This window comes from Noviluteimonas lactosilytica (assembly GCF_020866925.1).
In the GTDB taxonomy this organism is placed as follows: domain Bacteria; phylum Pseudomonadota; class Gammaproteobacteria; order Xanthomonadales; family Xanthomonadaceae; genus Noviluteimonas; species Noviluteimonas lactosilytica.
Window position 1 is genome coordinate 288,090 of record NZ_JAJGAK010000001.1, and the last position, 24,413, is coordinate 312,502.

The window sequence follows — 24,413 nt, forward strand, 5'->3', positions numbered from 1 at the left end:
GCGACGCGTGGGGGGAGCGCAGGTGTCATGAACTGTCGCGGCGTTGCGCGGGGCCGCGGCGTTTGGAGGATTCGCGCGCGACGAGGTGCGGCGCGATGAGCGAAGTGGTGGCCTGGGTTTCGGTCGCGGGTTGTTCGCGACCTGCGAGCAGCATGCGCAGCGCGCGGCCGCCGAGTTCGGCGATGTCGACCGCGATCGTCGTCAGCGAGGGATGCACGTAGCGCGCGAGCGGAATGTCGTCGAAGCCCGCGACCGCGATGTCGTCGGGCACGCGCAGGCCCGCCTGGTGCAATGCGAACAGCACGCCGAGCGCGGTCATGTCGTTGGCGGCGAACACCGCATCGGGGCGCGGGTCCATCGCGAGCAGTTCGTGGCCCGCCGCGTGGCCGGAGCATTCGTCGAATGCGCCTTGCAGGACGATGGGCTTCGCATCGGGCAAGCGTTCGGCGAGCGCTTCGGTGTAACCGCGCAGGCGCTCGTCGGCTTCGAAGTTGTCGCGCGGGCCGGAAACGAACGCGATGCGCTGGAATCCCTGCGCGACGAGATGGTCGACCATCGCGCGCGCACCGCCGTAGTTGTCGATGCGCAACGTGCCGAGGCCGACGCCGCTCAGGCCGGAGTTGATCAATACCGCGGGCTGCGCCTCGCCGATTTCGTTGGCGAGCGCGTCGCTGTCCAGGAACGGCGACATCACCAGCAGGCCGTCGACGCGGCCGCGCATCGCGCGCAACGCGACGCCCTGTTCGTCGGGCGCGCCGTGGTAGCTGGAGACGAGCAGGTGCAGGTCGTGCTCGCGGGCGACGACGTCGATGCCGCGCATCAACTCGGAGAAGAACTCGCCGTGCAGGTCGGGCAGCACGACCCCGATGGTCCGGGTCTTGCGGCTGCTCAGGCTGCGGGCGGCGTGGTGCGGGACGTACTTGAGTTCACGTGCGGCGTCGAGGACGCGCTCGCGCACGCCGCGCGCCACGTTCTGCTGGCCGTTCAATGCGCGCGAGACGGTGGCCACCGACACCTGGGCCAGCCGTGCTACGTCGCGGATCGTGACAACGTCTCCCATCGCCGCCCCGCTTGTTCGTCCGTGGGTGGAATGTAAACGTTTTCACAATGGACTGTAAACGTCCTGTAAAGGTCGAGTTTTCTGCTGCGGCGCAGCATGAAACGCGCTTCCCGCGTGCGCGGGAACGACGGCCTCAGCCGCGGGCTTCCTCCGGCGTCCTCGCCTTGATCGAGAGCGCGTGGATGTCGGTCTGCATCATCTCGCCCAGCGCCGCGTAGACCTTGCGGTGGCGCGCCAGCGGCATCAGTCCCGCGAACGCGTCGCTGACGATGTCGACGTCGAAGTGCCCTCGCCCGTCGCGCGCGCCTACATGGCCCGCGTGGCGCGCGCTGTCGTCGACGACCTGGAGCGATTGCGGCGCGAACGCGGCCTGCAGCGCGTCGCGGATACGATCGACGCGACTCGCGGTCACGGGAGCACCGGCTTGAACGGGCGAACGTCGACCCGCTGGTACACGCCGGCTTCGATGTAGGGGTCGGCGTCGGCCCAGGCGCGTGCGGCCTCGAGCGATTCGAATTCGGCGATCACGATGCTGCCGCTGAAGCCCGCCGGGCCGGGATCTTCGGCGTCGATCGCCGGGCACGGACCCGCGAGCAACAGGCGGCCTTCGTCGCGCAGGGCGGTGAGCCGGGCCAGGTGCGCGGTGCGCGCACCGAGGCGGCGTTCGAGAACTCCCGGACCGTCGTGTCCTTCGATGGCGTACCACATGCGCGTTTCCTCCCGGTTCGAACGTGCGATTGGCTAAACGGACGATTGTAAGTGGTGGACAGCCCGGGCCCGCCCCCGTACCCTTGCCTTCAATGATTCGGAGTCGCGCGCGTCGCGGCCCGTCGCGACCCGGCAGGGTCCCCCCGCAAGCGACTTTCCCGATCCGCGGCCGCGCCCGGCTCCGCCGTTCGCCCGCATTTGCTCTACCCAGCTAGACCCAGTGGCCCGGAGGGGGCCGCGAACGCATGTCCGACGAACCGAGCGTGCCCGCGCCTGACGCGACCCAATCGCAAAACGGCGCACACCCGCAATCGCACAATCCGACCCAACCGCAGCAGCAGGAAATGCCGCTGGCGGTCGTGCTCGGCCAGCCGGTGCTGCAGATCCCGCAGGACCTGTACATCCCGCCGGATGCGCTCGAGGTCATCCTCGACGCGTTCGAAGGACCGCTGGACCTGTTGCTGTACCTGATCCGCCGCCAGAACCTGGACATCCTCGACATCCCGGTCGCCGAGATCACGCGCCAGTACGTCGATTACATCCAGGCGATGCACGAGATGCGCTTCGAGCTCGCCGCCGAGTACCTGGTGATGGCCGCGATCCTGGCCGAGATCAAGTCGCGCATGCTCCTGCCGCGACCGCCCAGCGAGGAAGGCCTGGAGGACGACCCGCGCGCCGACCTCGTGCGCCGCCTGCAGGAATACGAACGCTTCAAGCAGGCCGCCGAAGACCTCGACGCCCTGCCCCGACAGGACCGCGACACCAGCCCGGTCACGGCCTTCGTGCCCGACCGCGCCGAGGTCCGGTTGCCGCCGCCGGTGGATCTCAAGGAGATGCTGCTGGCGCTGGCCGACGTGCTCAAGCGCGCCGAGTTGTTCACCCAGCATGCGATCAAGCGCGACGCGCTCAGTGTCCGCCAGCGCATGGGCGAGCTGCTCGAACGCCTCGGCGATGGCACGTTCCAGCGCTTCGAGTCGTTGTTCACCGTGCAGGAAGGCAAGCTCGGCGTGGTGGTGACGTTCCTGGCGCTGCTCACGCTGGCGAAGGAACAACTCATCGAGATCGTGCAGGAACCGCCGAGCGATGCGCACGGCGAAGCCCGCACCCTCGCCCCGATCTACGTGAAATCCCTCGCCGTCGGCGAGGGCGCCCCCGAAGCCCTGCAACTGTCGAGCGAGTTCGACGACGAACCCGCCGCCGCGAACGATTCCAACGCATGAGCCCCATGGACCAAAGCCTGATCATCCGCATCGTCGAAGCCGCACTGATGGCGGCGAACCAGCCGCTGACGCTCGCGCAGCTGCATGGTTTGTTCTCGCTGGACGAACCCGCGCCCGACGGCTCGGTCGAACAGGCGCTCGAGACCCTGCGCGAACAATGCGAAGACCGCGGCGTCGAACTGGTCGAACTCGCCTCCGGCTTCCGTTACCAGGTCAAGGCCGACGTGCATCCGTGGGTCGCGCGCCTGTGGACCGAACGCCAGACCAAGTACACGCGCGCCACGCTCGAGACGCTCGCGCTGATCGCCTATCGCCAGCCGATCACCCGCGGCGAGATCGAACAGGTCCGCGGCGTCGCCGTGAGCAGCAACATCATCAAGGCGCTCGAAGAGCGCGAGTGGATCCGCGTCGTCGGTCACCGCGACGTGCCCGGCAAGCCGGCGCTGTTCGGCACGACGAAGGGCTTCCTCGATTACTTCGGCCTCAAGCGCCTCGACGAACTCCCGCCGCTGTCCGAACTCAAGGACATCGGCGAACTCGAACCGCAGTTGCAGTTCGAACCCGAAGCCCCGGCCTCGCTGCCGGTCGGCAACCTGCCGGTCGACGACGCCGGCGACGAAGAACAAGAGACCGCGAACGAAGCGGCCCATGAAACCGTCGACATCGAAGAGACGTTCGACGAAGCGCCTCATGACGAGGTCCCCCACGATTTCGCGGCTTCCGACAGCATTGCTGAAGAAGAAGACACCGCGGACATCACCGAAGATGACGACGCCGAGACGGCCTCGTCGGAGCATATGCAATGAGCGAACAAGAACGCCGCAAGCTGTCCCTGAAGCGCGGCGCCCCCACCGAACAACCCGCCGACGCGCCGCGCATCGAGGAACGCCTGCACAAGGTCCTCGCGCAGGCCGGCCTCGGCTCCCGTCGCGCACTCGAACAGCGCATCGCCGATGGCCTCGTCAAGGTCAACGGCAACGTCGCGCAGGTCGGCATGAGCATCACCGGCGGCGACAAGATCGAGATCGACGGTCGCACGTTCGTCGCGACCGCACTCACTGAACCGGCGCGCGTGCTGATCTACAACAAGCCGGAAAGCGAAGTCACCACGCGCGAAGACCCCGAAGGCCGCCCGACCATCTTCGAATCCCTGCCGTCGCTGAAGGGCGCGCGCTGGATCGCGATCGGCCGCCTCGACATCAACACCACCGGCCTGCTGCTGCTCACCACCGACGGCGAGCTGGCCAACGCGATGATGCATCCCTCCTACGAGATCGAACGCGAGTACGTGTGCCGCGTGCGTCCGCCGGAAGGGGAAGAAGAAGTCTCCGAGAAGCTCGTCGATCGACTGCGTCGCGGCGTCGCGCTCGAAGACGGCCCAGCGAAGTTCGACGAAATCGAAAAGCTCGCCGGCGGCGAAGACCAGTCGCACGACTGGTATCGCGTGCTGCTCAAGGAAGGCCGCAATCGCGAAGTGCGTCGCCTGTGGGAATCGCAGGGCTGCCAGGTTTCGCGCCTGAAGCGCATCCGTTACGGCGACGTGTCGCTGCCGCAGCCGTTGCTGCGCGGCCAATCGCAGGAACTCGCGGCCGACAAGGTCGCGACGTTGCGCGGCAAGCTCGGCCTCGAAGACGGCGCACCCTCCTCGCTCACGCTGATGCCGGTGATCGGCCAGCGCAAGGCGGCGAAGTCGACGCTGCATTTCGGCGGCGCGCGCACGCAGGGGTACGTCGGCGGCCACAACACGGCGGACGAAGGGCGCGAACTGCGCCGCTTCGATCACGTGCGCGAAGATCGTCGCGGCGGTCGCGGCGGCAAGAAACCGCACGGCGGCCTGACGGTCAGCGGCGAAGCCGCGGCGAAGGCCGGCAACAAGGCGTTCAAGCCGAAGGGTCCGCGCCAGCAGGGCCAGCGCATGCGTCCGGGCGAACAGCGCGACGGCGGCGGCAACCCCGCTGCGTTCAAGACCTGGTACGTGCCGGAAGGCGTCGACACCGGCCCGACCGGCCATCGCAATCCGGATGCGAACCGCGGGCGCAAGCCGTTCGGCGGCAAGCCCGGTGGCGGCGGCGGTCCGCGTCCCGGCGGCGGTGGTCCGCGCCCGGGTGGCGGCGGTCCGCGTCCGTTCGGCGATCGTGACGGCAACCGTCCGAATCGCGGCGGCGGCCAGGGCCAACCGCGCCCGTTCGGCGATCGCGACGGCAACCGCGACGGCAATCGCCCGAATCGCGGCGGTGGTGGCGGCCCGCGTCCTTACGGACATCCGGGCAACGCCCCGTCGTTCCCGAGCGACCACGCGAATCCGGGCGGCTTCAACCCGTACGGCGACAAGCCGCGCGCGCCGCGTCCGGGCGGTCCTCGCCCCGGCGGCCCGCGTCCGGGCGGTCCGCGCCCCGGCGGCGCACGCCCCGGCGGCGCGCCCGGCGGCCCGCGTCCGGGTGGCCGCGGTCCCGGCGGCCCGCGCCCCGGTGGCCCGCGTCCGGGTGGCCCGCGTGGTGGAGGTCGTCCCGGTGGCGGTCGGCACAGCGGCGGCTGAGTTGTAACAGCGGGAAACGGGAAACAAAAAAGCGGGAAACGGGAGGTTGGGCGTCACTTCGGCCGATAGGCATTCGGCCGAAGCGAAGGCCGATTTCCCGTTTCCCGTTTCCCGTTTCCCGTTTCCCGTTTCCCGTTTCCCGTTTCCCGTTTCCCGCTTCCCGTTTCCCGTTTCCCGTTTCCCGCTTCTTCTTCGCTTCACACCCCCACCATCACCGCTTCTCCGCGCGCACCCACATTGCGCGCATGGACTACGACCTCATCGTCGTCGGCGCGAGTTTCGCCGGCGCATCGTGCGCGCTCGCTGCGGCGCAATCGGGGCTGCGCGTGTGCGTGCTCGAACGCAAGCGCGATCCCGGCGACAAGCTGCACACCACCGGCATCATCGTGAAGGAAGCCGCCGAGCGCACGTTGCTCGGCGAGTTGCCATCGCACTTCACCCGGCGCGTCGAACGCGTGCAGCTCTATGCGCCGAACCTCAAACAGGTCGCGCTCGCCGCGCCCGGCAGCTACTTCCTGACCACCGACACGCCCGGCGTGATGCGCTGGCTCGCCGACCAATTGCGCGCGCATGGCGTCGACCTGCGACTGGGCACGGCCTTCGTCTCCGCGGAACGGCGCGACAAACATTGGCACGTCGAAGGCGTCGGTCGTGCGCGGTATCTCGTCGGCGCCGACGGCGCGCGTTCGCGCGTCGCCGCGCAATGCGGGCTCGGTCGCGTGCGCGGTTTCCTCTATGGCATCGAGTACGAGTTCCCGCACGCGCAACTCGCCGATCCCGACGCACTGCATTGCTTCATCAGCAAGCGCTACGCGCCGGGTTACATCGGCTGGATCGCGCAGAATCCTTCCGGCGTGCAGGCGGGACTCGCGCTGCGCCACGATCCTGCGAACGTGCGCGTGCCGGATGTCGATGCGTTCCTGTTACGCGTGGGCCGCGCCGGGGGATTGCCGTTGCGATTGACGCCGGGGCCGACGCGCGCGGGGCTCATTCCCTGCAGCGGACCGGTGTCTCCACTCGCCGGCGAAGGCGTGATCCTCACCGGCGACGCGGCCGGCATCGTGTCGCCGGTGACCGCGGGCGGCATTCGCTCGGCATGGGAACACGCATGGATCGTCGGCCGCGCGATCGCGGCGCATCTTCGCCACGACGGCCCCGCGCCGGAATCCGTTGCGCTCGACGCCGCGCCGCGTTTCCGCACCAAGCGCGCATTGCGCTGGGCCTACGACCGCCTGCCCTTCGACTGGCCGTTCGACCTGTTGCTGTCCGCGCCGCCCGTCCGATGGGCGGCCGAACGCGTGTATTTCGGCTGAAAGGCGCGCGGACCCCGGGCGTATGATCGCGCCATGTCCGATCAGGCGCCCGCGTTGCAGGCCGCGCTCGCCGGCATCGCGCGCGCGATCGCCGACTCGCTCGAAGTGCGCGCAGTGTGGGATCGCGTCGCCGACGCGTGCCGCACGCTGGTGCCGTTCGATGCGATGGGCATCGTGAAGCTGGAGCGCGACGGCACCGTGCGCGCCGTCGCCGCCGCGGGCGAAGACAGTCTCAAGGCGCTCGAAGGCGCGGTGTTCGCGCGCAACGATTACTCGCCCGCGTACTGGCCCGACGCCGATCGTTTCCTGGTCGTGATCCGCGATGCCGGCGTCGAACTCGACCCCGCGTATCCGCTCGATCGACTGACGCTCGAGAAAGGCTACCGCGCGTTGTTGCGCGTGCCGTTGCAACATCGCGATCGTCGCCTGGGCTCGGTGCTGCTCGTCTCGCGCACGCCGGGTCGTTTCACCCGCGAACACGGTGAAGCGTTGCTCGTCATCGCCGAACTCGCAACGCTCGCGCTCGCGCATGAGGGCTTGGCGCACACGCTCGCCGACGAAACCCGCCGCAGCGCCGCCGCGCGCGAGCATGCCGGCGAACTCGAACGCCGCGTGCAGGCGCTGTCGGACGAACTGGAAGCGCGCAGCGCGCACCGCACGCTCGGCCGCTCGCGACGCTGGCGCGAAGTGCTGGAGCTCGCGACGAAGATCGCGCCCACCGACACGACGGTCCTGCTCTCCGGCGAATCGGGCACCGGCAAGGAAGTCGTCGCACGTTTCATCCATCGCGCGTCGCCGCGTCGCGACGGACCGTTCGTCGCGCTCAATTGCGCGGCACTGCCGGAACGCGTGCTGGAAGCCGAACTGTTCGGCCTCGAGCGCGGCGCCTCCAGCGGCGCGCAATCGGCGCATCCGGGCAGGATCGAACTCGCATCGGGCGGCGTGTTGTTCCTCGACGAGGTCGCTGAGATGAGCCCGGAGGTGCAGGTCAAACTCCTGCGCGTGTTGCAGGAAGGCGACTACCAGCGCGTCGGCGGCACGCGCACGCTGCGCGCGGACGTGCGCGTGCTGGCCGCCACGCATCGCGAACTCGCCACGGCGACGCGCGACGGCAGCTTCCGCGAGGACCTGTTCAACCGGCTCGCGGTCTTCGACATCGCCCTGCCGCCACTGCGCGAACGCCGCGACGACATTCCCCTGCTCGTCGAAGCCTTCCTGCACGAAGTCGGCCAGAGCATCGGCCGTCCCGCGGCGGGCGTGTCGGACGATGCGATCGCCGCGCTCACCGCGCACGCCTGGCCCGGCAACGTGCGCGAACTGCGCAACGCGATCGAACGCGCGGTGATCCTCAGCGAGGGCGGCATGGTGACGGCCGCGCACCTGCCGATCGGGCGTTGAAGGCGGAAAGCAAAAACAAAAACGGGGGTCAGAGCACAATTATCCGCTTGTGATAATTGTGCTCTGACCCCTGTTTTTGCTTTTCTTCACGTCAGCGAGAACGCGTCGGCGTCCAGCATCGCCGGGAAGTGCGCGCGATGCGCCAGCAATTCCTTCGCGTCCAGGTAGGTCGTCGTGACCAACTCTTCGCCGGCCGCCTCGCTCAACGGCCGCCCCATGAAATCGATCACCGCGCTTTCGCCGTCGTACTTCAGGCCGTTGCCGTCGGTGCCCACGCGATTGAGGCCGGCGACGAAGCACAGGTTCTCGATCGCGCGCGCGCGCAGCAGCGTGTTCCAGGCCATGCGTCGCGCGGCCGGCCAGTTGGCGACGTAGACCAGCAGGTCGTAGTCCAGGCCTTGCGGGCGTTCGACGTCGAAGCGATTGCGCGAGAACACCGGGAAGCGCAGGTCGTAGCAGACCAGCGGGCAGATGCGCCAGCCGCGCCATTCGATGGTGATGCGATCGCGACCGGCGGCGTAGCGTTCGTGTTCCTTCGCGTAGCGGAACAGGTGGCGCTTGTCGTAGGTCGACAGCGCGCCGTCGGGCGTGACGAAGCACAGGCGGTTGTAGACGCCGTCGCCATCACCGCCCGCGTCGACGCGGATCTGCACGCTCCCGCAGATCGCCGCGTCGAGTTTCGCCGACTGTTCGCGCAACCACGCGATCGTCGGGCCGTCCATCGTTTCGGCCTGGTCGATGGCGTCGTTGCTGAAGCCGCTGGTGAACGTTTCGGGCAGCAGCACGAGGTCGGTCATGCCGTGCAGCGGCGCGATCAGGTGCGCGTAGTACGCGCGGTTCGCCGCGGGGTCGTGCCAGCGGGTGTCGCCCTGCACCAGCGAAACGCGGAGGTCCTTCATGTCGGTCACTCTATCGCTCCTGCGCGAAGGCGGCGTTACAGGGTGCGCAGGCGCGCGAGCGCCGCGTCGAGCGTCGCGTCGTTCTTCGCGAAGCACAGGCGCGCGAGGCGCTGGCCGGCCGGCGGGCTTTCGTAGAACGGCGACAGCGGGATCGCGGCGACGCCATGTTCGGTGGTGAGCCAGCGACAGAACGCGAGGTCGTCGAGGTCGCTCACCGCGCTGTAGTCGACGAGCTGGAAGTAACCGCCCGGCACCGGCAACGGCGCCAGGCGCGTTTCGCGCAGCTGCGCGGCGAAGCGATCGCGCTTGGCCTGGTAGAACGCGCCGAGTTCCTCGTAGTGCTCGGGCGCACGTTCGATCATCGCGGCGAACGCGTGCTGCGCGGGCGCGAACGTGCAGAACACGTTGTACTGGTGGACCTTGCGGAACTCCGCCGACAACGCCGGCGGCGCGATGCAGTAGCCGACCTTCCAGCCGGTGCAGTGGTAGGTCTTGCCGAAGCTCGAAATGATGAAGGCGCGCTCGCGCAGTTCCGGGTAACGCAGCGCCGATTCGTGGCGCGCGCCGTCGAACACGATGTGCTCGTAGACCTCGTCGGAGAGCAGGAAGATGTTCGTGCCGTGCAGGATCGCCGCGACTTCCTGCATGTCGGCGGCCGAGAGCATCGCGCCCGAGGGGTTGTGCGGACTGTTGATCATCAACATGCGCGTGCGCGGGGTGATCGCGTCGCGCACGCGCTGCCAGTCGGGTGCGAAGGTGACGGGGTCGAGCGGCACGTGCACGGCGCGTGCGCCGGCGAGTTCGATCGCCGGTTCGTAGCAGTCGTAGCACGGGTCGAGCACGATCACTTCTTCGCCCGCGTGCACGACGGCGTGGATCGCGTCGAAGATCGCCTCGGTCGCGCCCGAAGTGACGGTGACTTCGGTATCGGCGTTCGGGCGCCAGCCGTAGACGCGCTCGGTCTTGTGCGCGATCGCGTTACGCAGCGCGGGGATGCCCGTCATCGGCGCGTACTGGTTGTGGCCGTCGCGCATCGCGCGGTCGAGCGCTTCCACCAGCAGGTCGGGCACGGGGAAATCGGGGAAGCCCTGGCCGAGGTTGACGGCCTTGTGCTCCATCGCGAGCTGCGACATCACGGTGAAGATGGTCGTGCCGACCTTCGGCAACTTGGTCTCGACGTGCATGGGCCTTCCGTGCGGGAAATGTGGGGGTCCGGGCCCCGGAGTTTACGAAAGGTGCATGGGTGGCGTTAAATCACGCCCTCATGTCCCTCCAAAACGACCTCCGCATCGCCACCCTGCTCGACGCCTACTACGCGGCCGAATACCGCTGGGAGCTCGATGGGGAATGGCGCACGCTGCGCATCGGCCACCCTGCGCCGGAGCTGGAGGCGTTCTTCCCGCTGAGCCAGCGTTTCGGCCTGCTGTCGGCGTGGGATCCGCAGTCGATCCCGCGCGAGGAAGCCGTCAACCGGCGCGCCGACGAAGCGCTGCACACCGCCCTGCTTTCGAGCGGCCTGGCGTTCCGTCCGGGGTTCAGCTCGGCTCCGAACCGCAGCTGGCGCGAGCCGAGCTGGGTCGTGATGGACATGCCCGATGCCGAGTTCGATCGCCTCGCCCTGCGCCATGGGCAACTCGGCACCCTGGTGTGGTCGCGCGGCGAGCCGGTGCGGCTGCGCATGTACGCCAACCAGCCGTTGATGGCCAAGCACCGCGACCACGTCGAGTGGGCGCCGCTGAACCTCAAGACCCGCGGCGCCCGCCTGGGCACGCCGCGCGACGTGCCGCACGACTGACCGGCGGCTTCAGGCCGCCTTCGCGACCTCTTCGAACACGCGCAACAGCGCGACCACGCACGCGGCGCCCATCGTCCACGCGAACGCGCGCTGGCCGAATCGCGCACGCACCTCCACCAGCAGCCGGCACGTCGCGATGAGCAGCGCGATGCACGCAACGAACGACGTGCGCGACCCCGAGCCATGCACGGTCGGCGACATCGCCATCGCGGCGAGCGTGCCGAAGCCGACGGCCAACGTCCACGCGCGCCACACCGCTTCGCGTCGATCGTCCTCCTGCACCACCAGCCCGATACCGGCGACCAGGCCGACGAGCGCGCACGCCACGAGCACGGGCGGCAACAGCTTCGGCGCGATCACCGCGACGACCAGCAACGCGCAGGCCGCCAGCACGCCGATCCGCGCGCCGCGCGGCATCGTGGCGCGCAGCGACAGCGCGACCAACGCCCCGCACGACAACACCAGCAGCACGTTGCTCGAACGTGCGAGCTTCGCCAGCACCTCGAGTCCCAGCACGCCCTTGTCCCACAACGTCAGCTGGTCGAACGTCGGATAGAAGTTCCCGATTTCCACGACATAACGATGCTGGATGCCGGGCGCGCCGAAGTTGATCGCGGCGTTGACCAGGATCGACACCATCAGGACGACTTCGCCGCGCCCCAGGCGTTTCGTGCGCCACAACCACGCCACGCGCGGAAGGCCGATGCCCAGCATCGCGAGCGCCACCTGCTCGTGGTACGCCGCGAAGCCGCCCGCGAGGACGATGCCGGCCCAGGCCCACGGTCCGCGCGTGCGCCGATCGAACAACGGCACCATCGCCGCGAGCCCGGCCGCGGTCGGCCACAGGTAGTTGAACGAACCCGACACCCACCACGCGGCGTCGCGCAACACGGGCGACGGCATGCACCACAGCAGCGCGAACGCGCATCCCGTGCCCGCGAACGGCCCGAGCCGGCGGCCGAACCCGAGCCGCGCCGCACTCGCGCACAACCACACGACCATCGCGACATTGACGATGCGCCAGATCCACAGGTGGTCGAGCAACAGCGCCGCGAAGGCGTCGATCGGCAGTCGACCGGACCAGCGCATGTAGCGTTCGAGCAGGAAAGCGCCGAGCGTCTGATGATCGAGCGCCGCGGCGAAATACGCATCGTCGTAATCGGGCTTGCGGTCGAACACCGCGACATGCAGCACGCACAAGGTGACGAGCATGGCCGCGCAGGCGGCGAGCGCGGTGGGGCGTTCGCCGCCGCGCTGGGGAGTGGGGAATCGCATGGAAATGGGGCCGGTGTTGCGGAGGCCCCATCGAACGGCGCACGCCCCTCCCCGGGCATCGGCACTTCGGGCAAACGCGCGTGCGGAAAAACCGCACGAGCACGTCCATCGTCCAGCCGCGCGCGCAGGAGGCCAGGGCGGCCGATCGGAGGGCAAATTGGCACCGTCGCGGTCCCGGCCCTCCGGGGGCTAAAATGCCGCAACTCGCACGGCCCTGATCCCGACGTGTCCAACGCCCCGCCGCTGCTCGCTGCACGCGGCCTGCGCTTCGCGCGCAACGAACAACCCGTGTTCGGCCCCCTTGCGTTCTCGGTCGACGCGGGGGAGGCGTTGCTGGTGCAGGGCGACAATGGCTCGGGCAAGACGACGTTGTTGCGCGTCCTGGCCGGGTTGCTGCGCGCCGACGAGGGCGAGATCGACATCGACGGCCGCCCCGCCGCCGTCGCGCTGCGTGCCCGCGCGATCGCCTACCTCGGTCACCTGCCCGCACTGAAGGCCGACCTCACCGCGCTCGAGAACCTGCGCTTCCTGTGCGGCCTGCATGGTCGTCGCCGCGGCCAGTTGCCCGAAAACGCGATGTCGATCGTCGGCCTCTCCGGCTACGAAGACACCCTCGCCCGCCAACTCTCGGCCGGGCAGAAGAAGCGCCTGTCGCTCGCGCGCCTGTGGCTCTCGCCCGCGCCGCTGTGGTTGCTCGACGAGCCGTACGCGAACCTCGACCTGGAAGGCATCAACCTGGTCAATCGCATGGTGCAGGCGCACCTGCGCGAAGGCGGCGCCGCGTTGCTCACCACGCACGGCGCGTATGCCGCGCCCCCGGTGCGCACGCGCATGCTCGAACTGGTGCGCGCCGCATGATGCTATCCGCCGCCCGCGCGCTCCTCGCCCGCGATGCGCGCCTGTTGTGGCGTCGTCGCGGCGATGCGTTGCAGCCGGCGTTGTTCGCGCTGCTCGTCGTCGTGTTGTTCGCGCTTGCGCTCGGCGGGCAAGCGCGGGAGCTCGAACGCGTCGCGGCTCCGGTGTTGTGGCTCGCGGTGCTGCTCGCCGGCCTGCTCGCGCTCGACACGCTGTTCCGCAGCGATGCCGAGGACGGATCGCTCGAACAGTGGATGCTCGCGCCCGTGCCGCTGGCGTGGCTGGTGCTGGTCCGCACGTTCATGCACTGGGCCTCGACCGCGCTGCCGCTGCTCATCGCGACCCCGCTGCTCGGCGAACTCCTCCACCTGCCGCGCGGCCAGCTTCCGGTGCTGATGGCCTCGCTCGCGCTGGGCACGCCGCTGCTCAGCCTGCTGGGCGCCGTGGTGGCGGCATTAACCGTCGGGATGCGCCGCTCCGGTATCCTTGTCGCGTTGCTCGCGCTGCCGCTGTACGTGCCGGTGCTCGTCTTCGGCGCGGGCGCCGTCGCGGTCGCGGCGCAAGGCCTGGACGCCACCGCGCCCCTGTTGCTGCTCGGCGCCGGCCTCGTGATGGCGCTGGTGCTCGCCCCAATCGCCGCCGCCGCCGCGATCCGGATCGCGCTCAGTTGAATCGCCCTTGAGTTGACCCGCATGCATCCGCTCGTCCGCTGGTTCCACCAACTCGGTTCCCCGCCCTACTTCGATCGCTTCGCCGCGCGCTGGGCGCCCTGGGCGTACGCGCTCGGGCTCGCAGTGATGGCGTACGGCCTGTGGGCCGCGCTGTTCCAGGTGCCCGCCGATTACCAGCAGGGCGACAGCTTCCGCATCCTCTACATCCACGTGCCGTCGGCGTGGATGAGCATGTTCGTGTTCGGGCTGATGGCCTTCTATTCGGCGATCGCGCTGGTGTGGCGCATCAAGCTTTGCGAAATCCTCGCGATGGCCTGCGCGCCGATCGGCGCGGCATTCACCGTGATCACGCTCGCCACCGGTTCGATCTGGGGCAAGCCGATGTGGGGCACGTGGTGGGACTGGGATCCGCGGCTGACCACCGAGTTGATCCTGCTGTTCCTGTACCTCGGCATCATCGGGCTGTACCACGCGATCGACGACCGCCGCCAGGGCGCACGCGCCGCGGGCCTGCTCGCGCTCGTGGGCGTCGCGTTGCTGCCGGTGATCCGCTACTCCGTGGTGTGGTGGAACTCGCTGCACCAGGGCCAGACCATCAGCGTGTTCGGCCAGTCGCAGATGGACGCCAGCATGTTGCCGCCGTTGTTCGCGATGATCGTCGCGACCAAGTTGTGGTTCGTCGGTTCGCTGCTCGCCCGCGCGCGCGCCGACAACCTGCGCCGCGAAGCGGGCAAGGACTGGGTCGTGCGCATGGCGCAGGAGCGTGCGCGATGAGTTACTTCGGTTACGTCGTCGCCGCCTACGCCGTGTTCTTCGTCGTGCTGCTGTGGGATTTCGTCGCCCCGCGCATCGACATCGCGCGCCAGCTGCGCGCCGCGAAGCTGCGCGCCGCGCGCACCACCACCAGGCGCCCGGCCCCCGACGCCACCTTGAGCAGGACCGAATCCGAATGAACCCCACCCGCAAGCGTCGCCTGTGGTACGTCCTTGCGCTCGTCGTCGCCGCGGGCATCGCGGTGGCGCTCGTCGCGATGGCGCTGCAGCGCAACGTCGCCTATCTCTACACGCCCGCCGAAATCCTCGACGGTCGCGCCGGCGAAGCGGTGACCTCGGGCCAGGCGCGCTTCCGCCTCGGCGGCATGGTCGCGGGCGGTTCGTTCGCGCGCGCGCCGGGTTCGATGGAAGCGCACTTCAAGGTCGACGACGGCGACGCGATGTTGCCGGTCGTCTACACCGGGATCCTGCCGGACCTGTTCCGCGAGAAGCAGGCCGTCGTCGCGACCGGCCGCATGCGCGGCAACGTGTTCGTCGCCGAGGAAGTGCTGGCCAAGCACGACGAGGCGTACATGCCGAAGGAAGTCGCCGACAAGATGGGCAAGGCGCACAAGAAGCACGACGTCGACACAGTGCCGAACGACGCCTCCATGCCGACCGAGGGTGCGCAGTAACGTGCTTCCCGAACTCGGACAACTCGCCCTCATCCTCGCGCTGCTCGTCTCCGCCGTGCAGGCGGTGTTGCCGCTCGCCGGCGCGCATCGCGGACGCATTTCGTGGATGGCGGTCGCGCGCCCGGCGGCGTACCTGCAACTCGGGCTCGTCGCGCTCGCCTTCGGCCTGCTGACGCACGCGTTCGTGATGCAGGACTTCTCGCTGCGCTACGTCGCGCAGAACAGCAACTCGCTGCTGCCGACCGTGTATCGCTTCACCGCGGTGTGGGGCGCGCACGAAGGCTCGTTGCTGCTGTGGGCGCTGATCCTCGCGTTGTGGACCGGTGCGGTGGCGATGTTCTCCAGGCGCCTGCCCGCCGAGGTCATCGCGCGCGTGCTCGGCGTGATGGGCCTGGTGTCGGTGGGCTTCCTCGCGTTCCTGATCTTCACCAGCAATCCATTCGAACGCCTGCTGCCCGCGGCGATGGAAGGCCGCGACCTCAATCCGCTGCTGCAGGATCCGGGGATGATCATCCATCCGCCGATGCTGTACCTCGGCTACGTGGGCTTCTCGGTGCCGTTCGCGTTCGCGATCGCCGCGTTGCTCGGCGGCAAGGTCGACACGCGCTGGCTGCGCTGGACGCGCCCGTGGACCAACATCGCGTGGGGCTTCCTCACCGCCGGCATCGCGCTCGGTTCGTGGTGGGCGTACTACGAACTCGGCTGGGGCGGCTGGTGGTTCTGGGATCCGGTGGAGAACGCGAGCTTCATGCCGTGGCTCGCCGGCGCGGCGCTGCTGCATTCGCAGGCGGTGACCGAAAAGCGCGGCAGCTTCCGCGGCTGGACGCTGCTGCTCGCGATCGCCACGTTCTCCCTCTCGCTGCTCGGCACTTTCCTTGTGCGCTCCGGCGTGCTGACGAGCGTGCACGCGTTCGCCGCGGATCCGACGCGCGGCTTGTTCATCCTGATGTTCCTCGGCACGGTCGTCGGCGGTTCGCTGCTCCTGTATGCACTGCGTGCACCGAGCGAGAACGACGGCGCGCCGTTCGCCGCAAGCTCGCGCGAGACGTTGCTGCTCGCCAACAACCTGCTGCTGTCGACCGCGTGCGCGATGGTGCTGATCGGCACGCTGTATCCGCTGCTCGCCGATGCGTTGTCGCTCGGCAAGATCTCGGTCGGGCCGCCGTACTTCGCGTTGCTGTTCACGCTGTTGATGACGCCGCTGGTGATGCTGCTGCCGTTCGGTCCGCTGACGCGCTGGCAGCGCGAACAGCCCTCGCGCCCGATCGCGATGCTGGTGCCGTGGGCGGGCCTGGCGGTCGGCGTCGGCATCGGCGCGTACTTCCTCGCGCCGCAGGGTGCGTGGAAAGTCGCCGCGGGCATCGCGGGCGCGACGTGGGTCGCCGCCGGCACCGTACGCTTCCTGTGGACGCGCTTCACGTCGAAGGGCTCGCGCTTCACCGCCGAGATGCTCGGCATGACGTTCGCGCACGCGGGCATCGCGATCTTCCTCGTCGGCGCGTTGCTCGTCGAAGGCCTCGCGCAGCAGCGCGAACTCGCGCTCGCGCCGGGCCAGTCGGTCGCGGTCGAAGGGCGCACGTTCGTCTTCGACGGCGTCGAACACAAGGAAGGCCCCAACTACATCGCCGACAAGGGCACCGTGCGCGTGTTCGACGGCGACACCGAGATGGCGACGCTCCATCCGGAAAAGCGCCGTTACGCCAGCGGCGGCCAGGTGATGACCGAAGCCGCGATCGCGCCGGGCGTCCGCGGCGACCTGTACGTCGCGCTCGGCGAACCGCTCGGCGACGACGCCTGGGCCGTGCGCGTGCACGCCAAGCCGTTCGTGCGCTGGATCTGGTTCGGCGCCGCGTTGATGGCGTTGGGTGGCTTCGTCACGGCGACCGATCGCCGCTTCCGCCGCAGCGAGGTGTCCGCATGACGAGCCGCGCATCGCGCTTCATTCCGCTCGCGATCTTCTTCGCGCTCGCGGTGCTGCTCGCCGCCGGCGTGTGGCTGAGCCGCAACCCGGATCGCGAAGCGCTGCCTTCGCCGCTGATCGACAAGCCCGCGCCGCAGTTCTCGCTGCCGGTGCTGCACGAACCCGATCGCACGATCACGCTCGCCGATCTCAAGGGCGCGCCGTTCCTGCTCAACGTCTGGGGCAGCTGGTGCCCGTCGTGTCGCGATGAACATCCGGTGCTCACGCGCTTCGCCGAAACCAAGCGCGTGCGCCTGGTCGGCTTCAACTGGAAGGACGAGCGCGAAGACGCGCTGCGCTGGCTCGACCAGTTCGGCAATCCGTACTGGCTCGTCATCGCCGACCTCGAAGGCAAGGCCGCGATCGACTGGGGCATCTACGGTGCGCCGGAAACCTTCCTCGTCGACGCCAACGGCACGATTCGCTGGAAGCATGTCGGTCCGCTCACCGATGCGCTCATCGAAGGCGAACTGATTCCCGCGCTCGACGCGATCGATCCGCAAGGCAAGGCGACGCCATGAGGCTGTTGTTCGCGCTGTTGTTCGCCGTGTCGTCGCTGTTCGCGACGTTGCCCGCGCAGGCGCAGGTCGGCACCGACGTCGCGCCGCTGCAGTTCCAGGACAAGGCCGAGGAAGCGCGCTTCCACGCGCTCGTCGCCGAACTGCGCTGCGTGATGTGCCAGAACCAGTCGCTCGCCGATTCCAACGCACAGATCGCCTACGACCTGCGCCGCGAAGTGCTCGACCTCATGCGCGAAGGCCGCAGCGACGCGGAGATCAAGGAGTTCCTCGTCGCGCGCTACGGCGAGTTCGTGCTGTATCGCCCGCGCATGGAAGCCACGACCTGGCTGCTGTGGCTCGGCCCCGCATTGTTGCTGCTCGCCGGCGGCTTCGTCATCGCACGCATCGTGCGCAAGCGCGCGACGACCACGCCGGTCGCCGAAGAACCCGACCAGGAGTGGTGATGTCGCCCGCCTTGAGTTTCGCCATCGCAGGCGCCTTGCTCGTCCTCGTCGTGGCCGTCGTGTTGCTGCGACCCTTGCTGCGCGAATCGCCGAAGGTCGTCATCGGCATCGCGGTGTGCTTCAGCCTCGCCGCGGTCGCGTTGTATCGCGTCGTCGGCACGCCGGCCGCGCTCGAAGTGCAGGCGAACGCGGCGATGCCGCAGACGCTCGACGATGCGATCAAGCAACTGCAGGCCGAACTCGCGAAGAACCCCGACCAGCCCGAAGGCTGGCGCCTGCTCGGCCAGGCGCTCGGCAACAGCCAGCGCTTCGCCGAATCGCGCGATGCGTACGCGCACGCCGCGAAGCTCACGCCGAAGGAGCCCGACGTGCTGGTCGAGGCCGCGCAGGCGCGCGCGCTCGCGGCACCCGAACGCCGCTTCGACGCGCAGGCGGTGACGATGCTGCAGCAGGCGCTCGAAGTGCAGCCGCAACACCAGCGCGCGCGTTGGTTCCTCGGCATCGCGCAGCGCCAGGCCGGCGACGACGCGGAAGCCGTGCGTACGTGGGAACCGTTGCTCGCGATGGTCGACGGCGCGACCGCCAACTCGTTGCGCGGCCAGATCAACGACGCGCGCAAGGCGGCGGGCATGGCGCCGCTCGCCGCACCCGTGCAGCCGGCGACGCCGACCGCGAGCGCTGCGACCGCCACCGCCAACGCCCTGCACGTACGCGTGCAACTCGACCCCGACCTCGCCGCGCGCGCACGCCTGCGCGGCGACGCGACGGTGTTCGTCATCGCGCGCGCAGCCGGCGGCCCGCCGATGCCGGTCGCGGTCGAACGCCACGCGTTGTCGGACCTGCCGCTCGACGTGACGCTCGACGACGGCGACAGCCCGATGCCGACCGCGAAGCTCTCCGCGTTGAAGGACGTCGAAGTGCTCGCCCGCATTTCCGCCAGCGGCGACGCGATCCCGCAGGCCGGCGACCTCGAATCCGCGCCCGCGCGCGTGACGCTGCCCGCGACGACCCCGGTCGATCTGACCATCGGTTCGATGCGACAGTAGCGGCATGACCGAATTCATCCCACCCGCCACGCGCTGGCACACCCTCCCCTCGCCCTTCGCGATGAAGCGCGGCGGCGAACTGCGCGATGCGCGCATGGCCTACGAAACCTGGGGCACGCTCAACGCCGCGCGCGACAACGCGGTGCTGATCGTCACCGGCCTCTCGCCCGACGCGCACGCCGCGTCGAACGAAGGCAACCCGGAACCGGGTTGGTGGGACGCGATGGTCGGTCCCGGCAAACCGATCGACACCGATCGCTGGTTCGTGATTTGCGTGAACTCGCTCGGCAGCTGCAAGGGCTCGACCGGTCCTGCATCGGTGAACCCCGCGACGGGCACGCGGTATGGACTCGCATTCCCCGAGTTGTCCGTCGAGGACGGCGCGAACGCCGCATTCGAAGTGGTGAAGTCGCTTGGCGTCGACACGCTCGCGTGCCTGGTCGGCAATTCGATGGGCGGCATGGTCGCGCTCGCTTACCTGTTGTTGCACCCGGACTCGGCGCGCGCGCACATCAACATTTCCGGCAGCGCGCGTGCGTTGCCGTTCTCCATCGCGATCCGTTCGTTGCAGCGCGAAGCGATCCGCCTGGATCCGAACTGGAACCACGGCGACTACGACGACGACACGCAGTACCCCGAAGCGGGGATGCGCATGGCGCGCAAGCTCGGCGTGATCACGTATCGCTCGGCGCTGGAGTGGGATGGGCGCTTCGGACGCGTGCGCCTGGACTCTGACCGGCGCGAGGACGAGGAGCCGTTCGGACTGGAGTTCGAGGTGGAAAGTTACCTCGAAGGCCACGCACGTCGTTTCGTGCGTCACTTCGATCCCAATTGCTACCTGTACCTCAGCCGTTCCATGGATTGGTTCGATCTCGCCGAATACGGAGACGGGGATGTCGAGGCCGGCCTGCGCCGGATCCGCGTCGACCGCGCGCTCGCGATCGGCGTGAAGACGGACATCCTGTTCCCGCTGCAGCAACAGGAAGAAGTGGCCGACGGCCTGCGCGCCGCGGGCGCCGACACCGAGTTCCTGCCCCTGCCCTCGCCGCAGGGCCATGACGCGTTCCTCGTCGACATCGCGCGATTTGGCCCTGCAGTTCGCAATTTCCTGTCATCCCTCTGAGTACAATCCGGGACGACGTCACCCAACGCCCCGTGGACATCGCCATGAACGCGTCGCCCGCCGCCCCTGGTTCCGACAACGCCTCCGACTGTTGCCCCGACGTCGATTTCCCGGGTCGCGACAAGCTCGTCGCCGCGATCGACGCCGCCGTCGCGCACGATGACGAACACCAGGTCACCGCCGCATTGCGCGATGCGCTGTGCCGCATGATCCGCGACCGCGACGTGCAGTTGCCCGCGTGCGTGCACGAGCCGATCGTCGACCACTACGCGCGTCGCGAGTTGTATCGCAGCCCGACGCACGGCTACAGCGTCGTGTGCATGACGTGGGGCCCGGGCCAGGGCACGCCGCTGCACGATCACTCGGGCCTGTGGTGCGTGGAAGGCGTATGGGACGGCCAGCTCGAGATCGTGCAGTACGAATTGCTCGGCCGCGACGGCGAACGTTTCCGCTTCCGCGCCGCGGGCGGCATGCACGCAGGCCCCGGCAGCGCCGGCAGCCTGATCCCGCCCCACGAGTACCACACGATCCACAACGCCAGCACCGACGACATCGCGATCTCGCTGCACATCTACAAGGCGCCGATGGAGTGCTGCTCCAAGTTCGTGAAGGCGCCGAGGCAGAACGAGAACGGCGAGTGGTTCGTGCGCGAAAGCGCGGTGATGGCTACGGACGAGGCGGCCTGATCGCATGGCGACCGACCTCGGACTCGCCGCGCTCCATCACCTGCTCGTATTCGGCCTCGCGGCGATGCTCGTCGCCGAAGCCGTGCTGCTCCGCGGCCCGCTCACCAGCGACGCGATCCCGCGCCTGGCGAAACTCGACGGCGGCTACGGCATGTGCGCCGGCCTGCTGCTCGTCGTCGGCCTGGCGCGCGTCTTCCTCGGCGTGAAGGGCGAAGACTTCTACCTGCACAACCCGTACTTCCACGCCAAGGTCGGCGCGTTCGTGCTGGTCGGCCTGCTCTCGATCCTGCCGACCATGCGCTTCCTGCGCTGGCGCAAGGCGCAGCGCGCGCAGCCTTCCTTCGTGCCCGAGGCTGCCGAACTCGCCAAGCTGCGCACGATCCTGCGCATCGAACTGGTCCTGCTCGCCGCGATCTTCGTCCTCGCCGCGGCGATGGCCCGCTACGGCGGCTTCTGAGCGACCACGCACCCGGGCTATACTGCGCGTCCGCGCCGGAATGGCGGAATCGGTAGACGCAGCGGACTCAAAATCCGCCGCCCTTAAAAGCGTGTGGGTTCGAGTCCCACTTCCGGCACCAAAACAAAAGCCCTCGCGAAAGCGGGGTTTTTTTGTTTGTCGCGTTACTCCGCTTGCGTCTTCTCCACCGCCTCGTCCCCCGCCAGCAACACCGCCCACGAACGCATCGCCGGGTGATGCTCGGCGAACGTGATCAACGCGATCAACACCGGCACGCCGATGAACGCGCCGGCGATGCCCCAGAGCATGCTCCCGAGGAACACCGCGAACAGCACCAGGAACGGCGACACCGACAGTCGATGGCCCGCGATGCGCGGTTCCAGGTAGCTGCCGATCAGGAACTGCACGACGTTCAACCCGGCGAAGATCACCAAGGGCACCATTCCGAATCCGAACTGCGCGATCGCGAACAGCGTGGGCAACACCGTCGCGAACAACGGACCGAGGAAGGGAATGAAGTTCAACGCGAAGGCGATCACGCCCCACTCCACCGCCAGGTCCACGCCGAGTGCATACGACAGCGCCCACACGCCGAGACCGGTCGCAGCGCTCATCGCACTGCGGATGACCATGTAGCGCTGGAACTTCGATGCGGTCGCGCGGCACGCGTCGACGATGTCCGCCCTGCCCGCCTGCACCAGCTTCACGCGCATCGCATCCACTTCCAGCAGCCCCAGCACGACGAACACCAGCGCGATGACCACGAAGCTCGCGATCTGCTGGAGCCCCACGCCCACCATCTGCATCACGCCGATCAGCCAGCGCGGATCGAAGTTGTGGATGAACTCGCTCGCCAGGTACAGGCCGTGCCCTTCGAGCCATGCGTCCATGCGCTGGTAGTAGGCCTGGAAGCTGGCGGCGTTCGCGATCGCCCACTGTGTCGCGCGACTGAGTCCCCACAGCACCACGCTCGCCATCGCCGCCACGACGGCGGCGGTCGCGATGAGCGTGGCGACCATGGCGAGCACGCGGGGCATTCGTCGCTGCAACGTGCGTTGCAGCGGCCATGCGACGGCCACGATGAAGAGGGCGATGGCCACCGGCGCGAACAGCGATCGCCCGAGGTAGAGCGCCGCCAGCACCAGGAGGGCCGCGATGATTTCCAGCGGCGCGATCGGCCTCAGGGTGTTCAGAAGAGCGACCGCTTCATGACGGCATCGTCCACGCGCGAGTTCGCGAAATCTCGGCCACGCAACGTTGGCGTCACGTGAACTGCGCGCGCCCGGCGCCCGTCAGCGCAAGCTCAGCAGTCCGACGCTTCGCTCATCGCCCTCGCTGCGTGCGCAACATCAACGCGCACCACAACGGCAGCAACAGGAACATCCCCAGGAAATACCGCCCCTGGATTTCGAACACCAGGTGCACGCCCCAGAACGCGAGCATCCACAGCACACCGAACAACGCGACGAGCGGTTCGCCGCGGCGCCACAGATGCACCGCGACGATGATCGTCGCGAGCAGGATCGCCCACGCGATCAGTGCGTAGACCCTGTACTCCACGAAGGCCACGCGCCGGTATTGAAGTTCGATGTTCGCGCGCGCGGGATGCGCTTCGCGTTCGGCGCGCACGTTGGGGCTTTCCATCAGCCAATACAGCGCGTACGAGGGCGGGCTCACGATCTGCGGCAGTTTGCATTCCATGATCGAGAGCCAGTGGGTCGCCGGCTTGTCGCGCAAACGGTCGACGACGGCTTCGTGCAGCGGCCGGCCGAGGTCGGAGATCGCGGCCTCCGTCGCTTCCGGCTTCCAGTAGCCGCACCCCTTGCCATCGGACGAAACGAGCAGACCGCCATACAACGTGACGGCCGAACTCGTGCGGATGCTCTCGGTGCGTCCGCTGAAGCTGCGCATGCCGAGGTCGACGGCGAACCCCGCGACCGAACCGGCGAACAGCACGGCCATGAGCAACAGGGCGGACGGGTTGCTGCGTCTGCGCAACAGCAGCCACGCGATCGCGAACAGCCCTGTCATACCCCACGCGATCAGCGCGTACTGCGGTTTCGTCGAAACGCCCATGGCGAACAACGCGATCGCGACGCCGAGGCTCGCCGCGCGCGGCCACGATTTCGGCGGCGACACGACCATCCATGCGCCCAACGCCAGTTGCGCGGCCGCGATCATGTCGAGTTGCACGATGCCGATGAAGGGCGCGATCAGGAACAGGTAGGCCGCGACGAGCCACGTGAGCAGATGCCCCTTCGTCGTGTCGCTGGCGTGCATGACCAGCAGCAGCACCGCAACCGCCACCGCGTTGAGCACCGACGCCGCGACCCAGGGCGACATCCCCGTGGCCTTGAGCGCGGCGAGCAGCCAGAGGCTGAGCCCGCCGCGCTGGTACCACTCCGGTTTGCCCGCGGCGTCCCAGTAGTAGCCCCAATCGCTGTGCGGTTGCGGCTGCAACCACAGCGCCAGCGCGGCGCCGAGCGCGACGATCGCCACGCCGGCCGCGGCCAGCAGCCACCGGCTCTCGAGCAAGGCCGCGATCCTTGCGGAAGCGGTCCTGTTGCCCTCGCCGAAAAGGTGGATCATGTCGCTCTCGTCCCCGGAGTCACAGCCATGCACTACAAAGGGAGTTGCCACTGCGGTCAAGTCGCCTTCGAGGCCGAAGGCGAGATCCAGGGCGGCCTGACCTGCAATTGTTCGATGTGTTCGCGGCGCGCCTCGATGCTGTGGTTCGTCCCGCGCGACAAGTTCGTGCTGACCACGCCTGAATCGGCCGCGTCGTCGTACACCTTCAACAAGCACGCGATCGAACACCACTTCTGCGCGAACTGCGGCATCCACGTGTGGGGCGAAGCCAACGACCCGCAGGGCAACCGCATCGCCGCGGTGAACCTGCGCACGATCGAGGGCATCGATCTGTCGAAGATCCCGGTGCAGGAGTTCGACGGACGCGCGCTGTAGCGCGTCGCGTCGCGCGCGTCGTCTCGCGTCGCGCCG

The 24,413-nt window shown here is 68.7% G+C and carries 26 protein-coding genes, 1 tRNA gene and 1 pseudogene; 20 read left to right on the forward strand and 8 right to left on the reverse strand.

The window, feature by feature from the left end; translation table 11 throughout:
• Window positions 1-25: 25 nt before the first annotated feature.
• The 3 genes from LK996_RS01380 to LK996_RS01390 form a co-directional block, all read right to left on the reverse strand.
• Window positions 26-1,060 carry a LacI family DNA-binding transcriptional regulator gene (locus LK996_RS01380; RefSeq protein WP_230525388.1) on the reverse strand — a complete coding sequence of 345 codons (1,035 nt, stop codon included), beginning with the start codon at window positions 1,058-1,060 and terminating at the stop codon, window positions 26-28.
• Window positions 1,061-1,193: 133 nt separating this feature from the next.
• Window positions 1,194-1,472: a BolA family protein gene (locus tag LK996_RS01385; protein ID WP_230525389.1), complete on the reverse strand. Its 279-nt coding sequence runs from the start codon at window positions 1,470-1,472 to the stop codon at window positions 1,194-1,196.
• Window positions 1,469-1,768, reverse strand: a complete 300-nt coding sequence (locus tag LK996_RS01390; RefSeq protein ID WP_230525390.1) for a YciI family protein — start codon at window positions 1,766-1,768, stop codon at window positions 1,469-1,471. The genes LK996_RS01385 and LK996_RS01390 overlap by 4 nt, the downstream gene beginning before the upstream one ends.
• A 245-nt stretch (window positions 1,769-2,013) precedes the next feature.
• On the opposite strand from LK996_RS01390, the gene LK996_RS01395 reads away from it, so the two are divergent.
• The 5 genes and pseudogenes from LK996_RS01395 (at window position 2,014) to LK996_RS01415 (ending at window position 8,235) form a co-directional block, all read left to right on the forward strand.
• A complete protein-coding gene (locus LK996_RS01395) occupies window positions 2,014-2,988 on the forward strand; it encodes a segregation and condensation protein A (RefSeq protein WP_425493692.1) in 975 nt (324 codons plus the stop codon).
• Window positions 2,989-2,993: 5 nt separating this feature from the next.
• A pseudogene (gene scpB / locus LK996_RS01400) lies at window positions 2,994-3,543 on the forward strand (SMC-Scp complex subunit ScpB); the annotation flags it as partial.
• 247 nt (window positions 3,544-3,790) lie between these two features.
• Window positions 3,791-5,524: a pseudouridine synthase gene (locus LK996_RS01405; RefSeq protein ID WP_230525391.1), complete on the forward strand. Its 1,734-nt coding sequence runs from the start codon at window positions 3,791-3,793 to the stop codon at window positions 5,522-5,524.
• A gap of 245 nt (window positions 5,525-5,769) precedes the next feature.
• Window positions 5,770-6,837: an NAD(P)/FAD-dependent oxidoreductase gene (locus LK996_RS01410; RefSeq protein ID WP_230525392.1), complete on the forward strand. Its 1,068-nt coding sequence runs from the start codon at window positions 5,770-5,772 to the stop codon at window positions 6,835-6,837.
• Window positions 6,838-6,870: 33 nt separating this feature from the next.
• On the forward strand, window positions 6,871-8,235 hold the full coding sequence (locus tag LK996_RS01415; protein WP_230525393.1) for a sigma-54-dependent Fis family transcriptional regulator: 1,365 nt from the start codon (window positions 6,871-6,873) through the stop codon (window positions 8,233-8,235).
• Window positions 8,236-8,321: 86 nt separating this feature from the next.
• Here the strand turns inward: LK996_RS01415 and LK996_RS01420 are convergent, their stop codons facing one another.
• Together LK996_RS01420 and LK996_RS01425 are read right to left on the reverse strand one after the other, a co-directional pair.
• The gene (locus LK996_RS01420) at window positions 8,322-9,134 is read right to left on the reverse strand and encodes an amidohydrolase (RefSeq protein WP_230526801.1); all 813 of its coding nucleotides are present in this window, start codon (window positions 9,132-9,134) and stop codon (window positions 8,322-8,324) included.
• A 35-nt stretch (window positions 9,135-9,169) separates the two neighbouring features.
• A complete protein-coding gene (locus tag LK996_RS01425; RefSeq protein ID WP_230525394.1) occupies window positions 9,170-10,318 on the reverse strand; it encodes a pyridoxal phosphate-dependent aminotransferase in 1,149 nt (382 codons plus the stop codon).
• Between the two features lie 80 nt (window positions 10,319-10,398).
• Here LK996_RS01425 and LK996_RS01430 point away from each other — a divergent pair, with 80 nt between their 5' ends.
• On the forward strand, window positions 10,399-10,929 hold the full coding sequence (locus LK996_RS01430) for a DUF3293 domain-containing protein (protein WP_230525395.1): 531 nt from the start codon (window positions 10,399-10,401) through the stop codon (window positions 10,927-10,929).
• A 9-nt stretch (window positions 10,930-10,938) separates the two neighbouring features.
• On the opposite strand, the gene LK996_RS01435 is transcribed toward LK996_RS01430, so the two are convergent.
• The gene (locus LK996_RS01435; RefSeq protein WP_230525396.1) at window positions 10,939-12,204 is read right to left on the reverse strand and encodes a DUF6056 family protein; all 1,266 of its coding nucleotides are present in this window, start codon (window positions 12,202-12,204) and stop codon (window positions 10,939-10,941) included.
• 225 nt (window positions 12,205-12,429) lie between these two features.
• On the opposite strand from LK996_RS01435, the gene ccmA reads away from it, so the two are divergent.
• From ccmA to LK996_RS01500, 13 genes are all read left to right on the forward strand, one after another.
• Window positions 12,430-13,062, forward strand: coding sequence for a heme ABC exporter ATP-binding protein CcmA (gene ccmA / locus LK996_RS01440; RefSeq protein WP_230525397.1), 633 nt, complete (start codon window positions 12,430-12,432; stop codon window positions 13,060-13,062).
• Complete coding sequence (gene ccmB, locus LK996_RS01445) at window positions 13,059-13,730, forward strand: heme exporter protein CcmB (protein ID WP_230525398.1); 672 nt, start codon at window positions 13,059-13,061, stop codon at window positions 13,728-13,730. Before ccmA ends, ccmB begins: the two co-directional genes overlap by 4 nt.
• Window positions 13,731-13,751: 21 nt before the next feature.
• Window positions 13,752-14,504, forward strand: a complete 753-nt coding sequence (ccmC, locus tag LK996_RS01450; RefSeq protein ID WP_230525399.1) for a heme ABC transporter permease CcmC — start codon at window positions 13,752-13,754, stop codon at window positions 14,502-14,504.
• Window positions 14,501-14,683 carry a heme exporter protein CcmD gene (ccmD, locus tag LK996_RS01455; RefSeq protein WP_230525400.1) on the forward strand — a complete coding sequence of 61 codons (183 nt, stop codon included), beginning with the start codon at window positions 14,501-14,503 and terminating at the stop codon, window positions 14,681-14,683. Before ccmC ends, ccmD begins: the two co-directional genes overlap by 4 nt.
• Entirely contained in the window at window positions 14,680-15,177 is a 498-nt protein-coding gene (ccmE, locus tag LK996_RS01460) for a cytochrome c maturation protein CcmE (RefSeq protein ID WP_230525401.1), read from the forward strand. The genes ccmD and ccmE overlap by 4 nt, the downstream gene beginning before the upstream one ends.
• Before the next feature lies 1 nt (window position 15,178).
• A complete protein-coding gene (locus LK996_RS01465) occupies window positions 15,179-17,098 on the forward strand; it encodes a heme lyase CcmF/NrfE family subunit (RefSeq protein WP_230525402.1) in 1,920 nt (639 codons plus the stop codon).
• The gene (locus tag LK996_RS01470) at window positions 17,095-17,658 is read left to right on the forward strand and encodes a DsbE family thiol:disulfide interchange protein (RefSeq protein WP_230525403.1); all 564 of its coding nucleotides are present in this window, start codon (window positions 17,095-17,097) and stop codon (window positions 17,656-17,658) included. Before LK996_RS01465 ends, LK996_RS01470 begins: the two co-directional genes overlap by 4 nt.
• Entirely contained in the window at window positions 17,655-18,101 is a 447-nt protein-coding gene (locus LK996_RS01475; RefSeq protein WP_230525404.1) for a cytochrome c-type biogenesis protein, read from the forward strand. Before LK996_RS01470 ends, LK996_RS01475 begins: the two co-directional genes overlap by 4 nt.
• Complete coding sequence (locus LK996_RS01480) at window positions 18,101-19,147, forward strand: tetratricopeptide repeat protein (protein WP_230525405.1); 1,047 nt, start codon at window positions 18,101-18,103, stop codon at window positions 19,145-19,147. The genes LK996_RS01475 and LK996_RS01480 overlap by 1 nt, the downstream gene beginning before the upstream one ends.
• A gap of 4 nt (window positions 19,148-19,151) precedes the next feature.
• Entirely contained in the window at window positions 19,152-20,270 is a 1,119-nt protein-coding gene (metX, locus tag LK996_RS01485) for a homoserine O-acetyltransferase MetX (RefSeq protein ID WP_230525406.1), read from the forward strand.
• A gap of 44 nt (window positions 20,271-20,314) precedes the next feature.
• The gene (locus LK996_RS01490) at window positions 20,315-20,956 is read left to right on the forward strand and encodes a cysteine dioxygenase family protein (RefSeq protein WP_230525407.1); all 642 of its coding nucleotides are present in this window, start codon (window positions 20,315-20,317) and stop codon (window positions 20,954-20,956) included.
• A gap of 4 nt (window positions 20,957-20,960) precedes the next feature.
• Entirely contained in the window at window positions 20,961-21,413 is a 453-nt protein-coding gene (locus tag LK996_RS01495; RefSeq protein ID WP_230525408.1) for a DUF2214 family protein, read from the forward strand.
• 34 nt (window positions 21,414-21,447) lie between these two features.
• A tRNA-Leu gene (locus tag LK996_RS01500) sits at window positions 21,448-21,534 on the forward strand.
• A gap of 43 nt (window positions 21,535-21,577) precedes the next feature.
• On the opposite strand, the gene LK996_RS01505 is transcribed toward LK996_RS01500, so the two are convergent.
• Together LK996_RS01505 and LK996_RS01510 are read right to left on the reverse strand one after the other, a co-directional pair.
• The gene (locus LK996_RS01505; RefSeq protein ID WP_343225861.1) at window positions 21,578-22,606 is read right to left on the reverse strand and encodes an AI-2E family transporter; all 1,029 of its coding nucleotides are present in this window, start codon (window positions 22,604-22,606) and stop codon (window positions 21,578-21,580) included.
• A gap of 130 nt (window positions 22,607-22,736) precedes the next feature.
• A complete protein-coding gene (locus LK996_RS01510; protein ID WP_230525410.1) occupies window positions 22,737-24,002 on the reverse strand; it encodes a hypothetical protein in 1,266 nt (421 codons plus the stop codon).
• Window positions 24,003-24,029: 27 nt separating this feature from the next.
• Here LK996_RS01510 and LK996_RS01515 point away from each other — a divergent pair, with 27 nt between their 5' ends.
• On the forward strand, window positions 24,030-24,377 hold the full coding sequence (locus LK996_RS01515) for a GFA family protein (RefSeq protein ID WP_230525411.1): 348 nt from the start codon (window positions 24,030-24,032) through the stop codon (window positions 24,375-24,377).
• The last annotated feature ends 36 nt before the right edge of the window (window positions 24,378-24,413 follow it).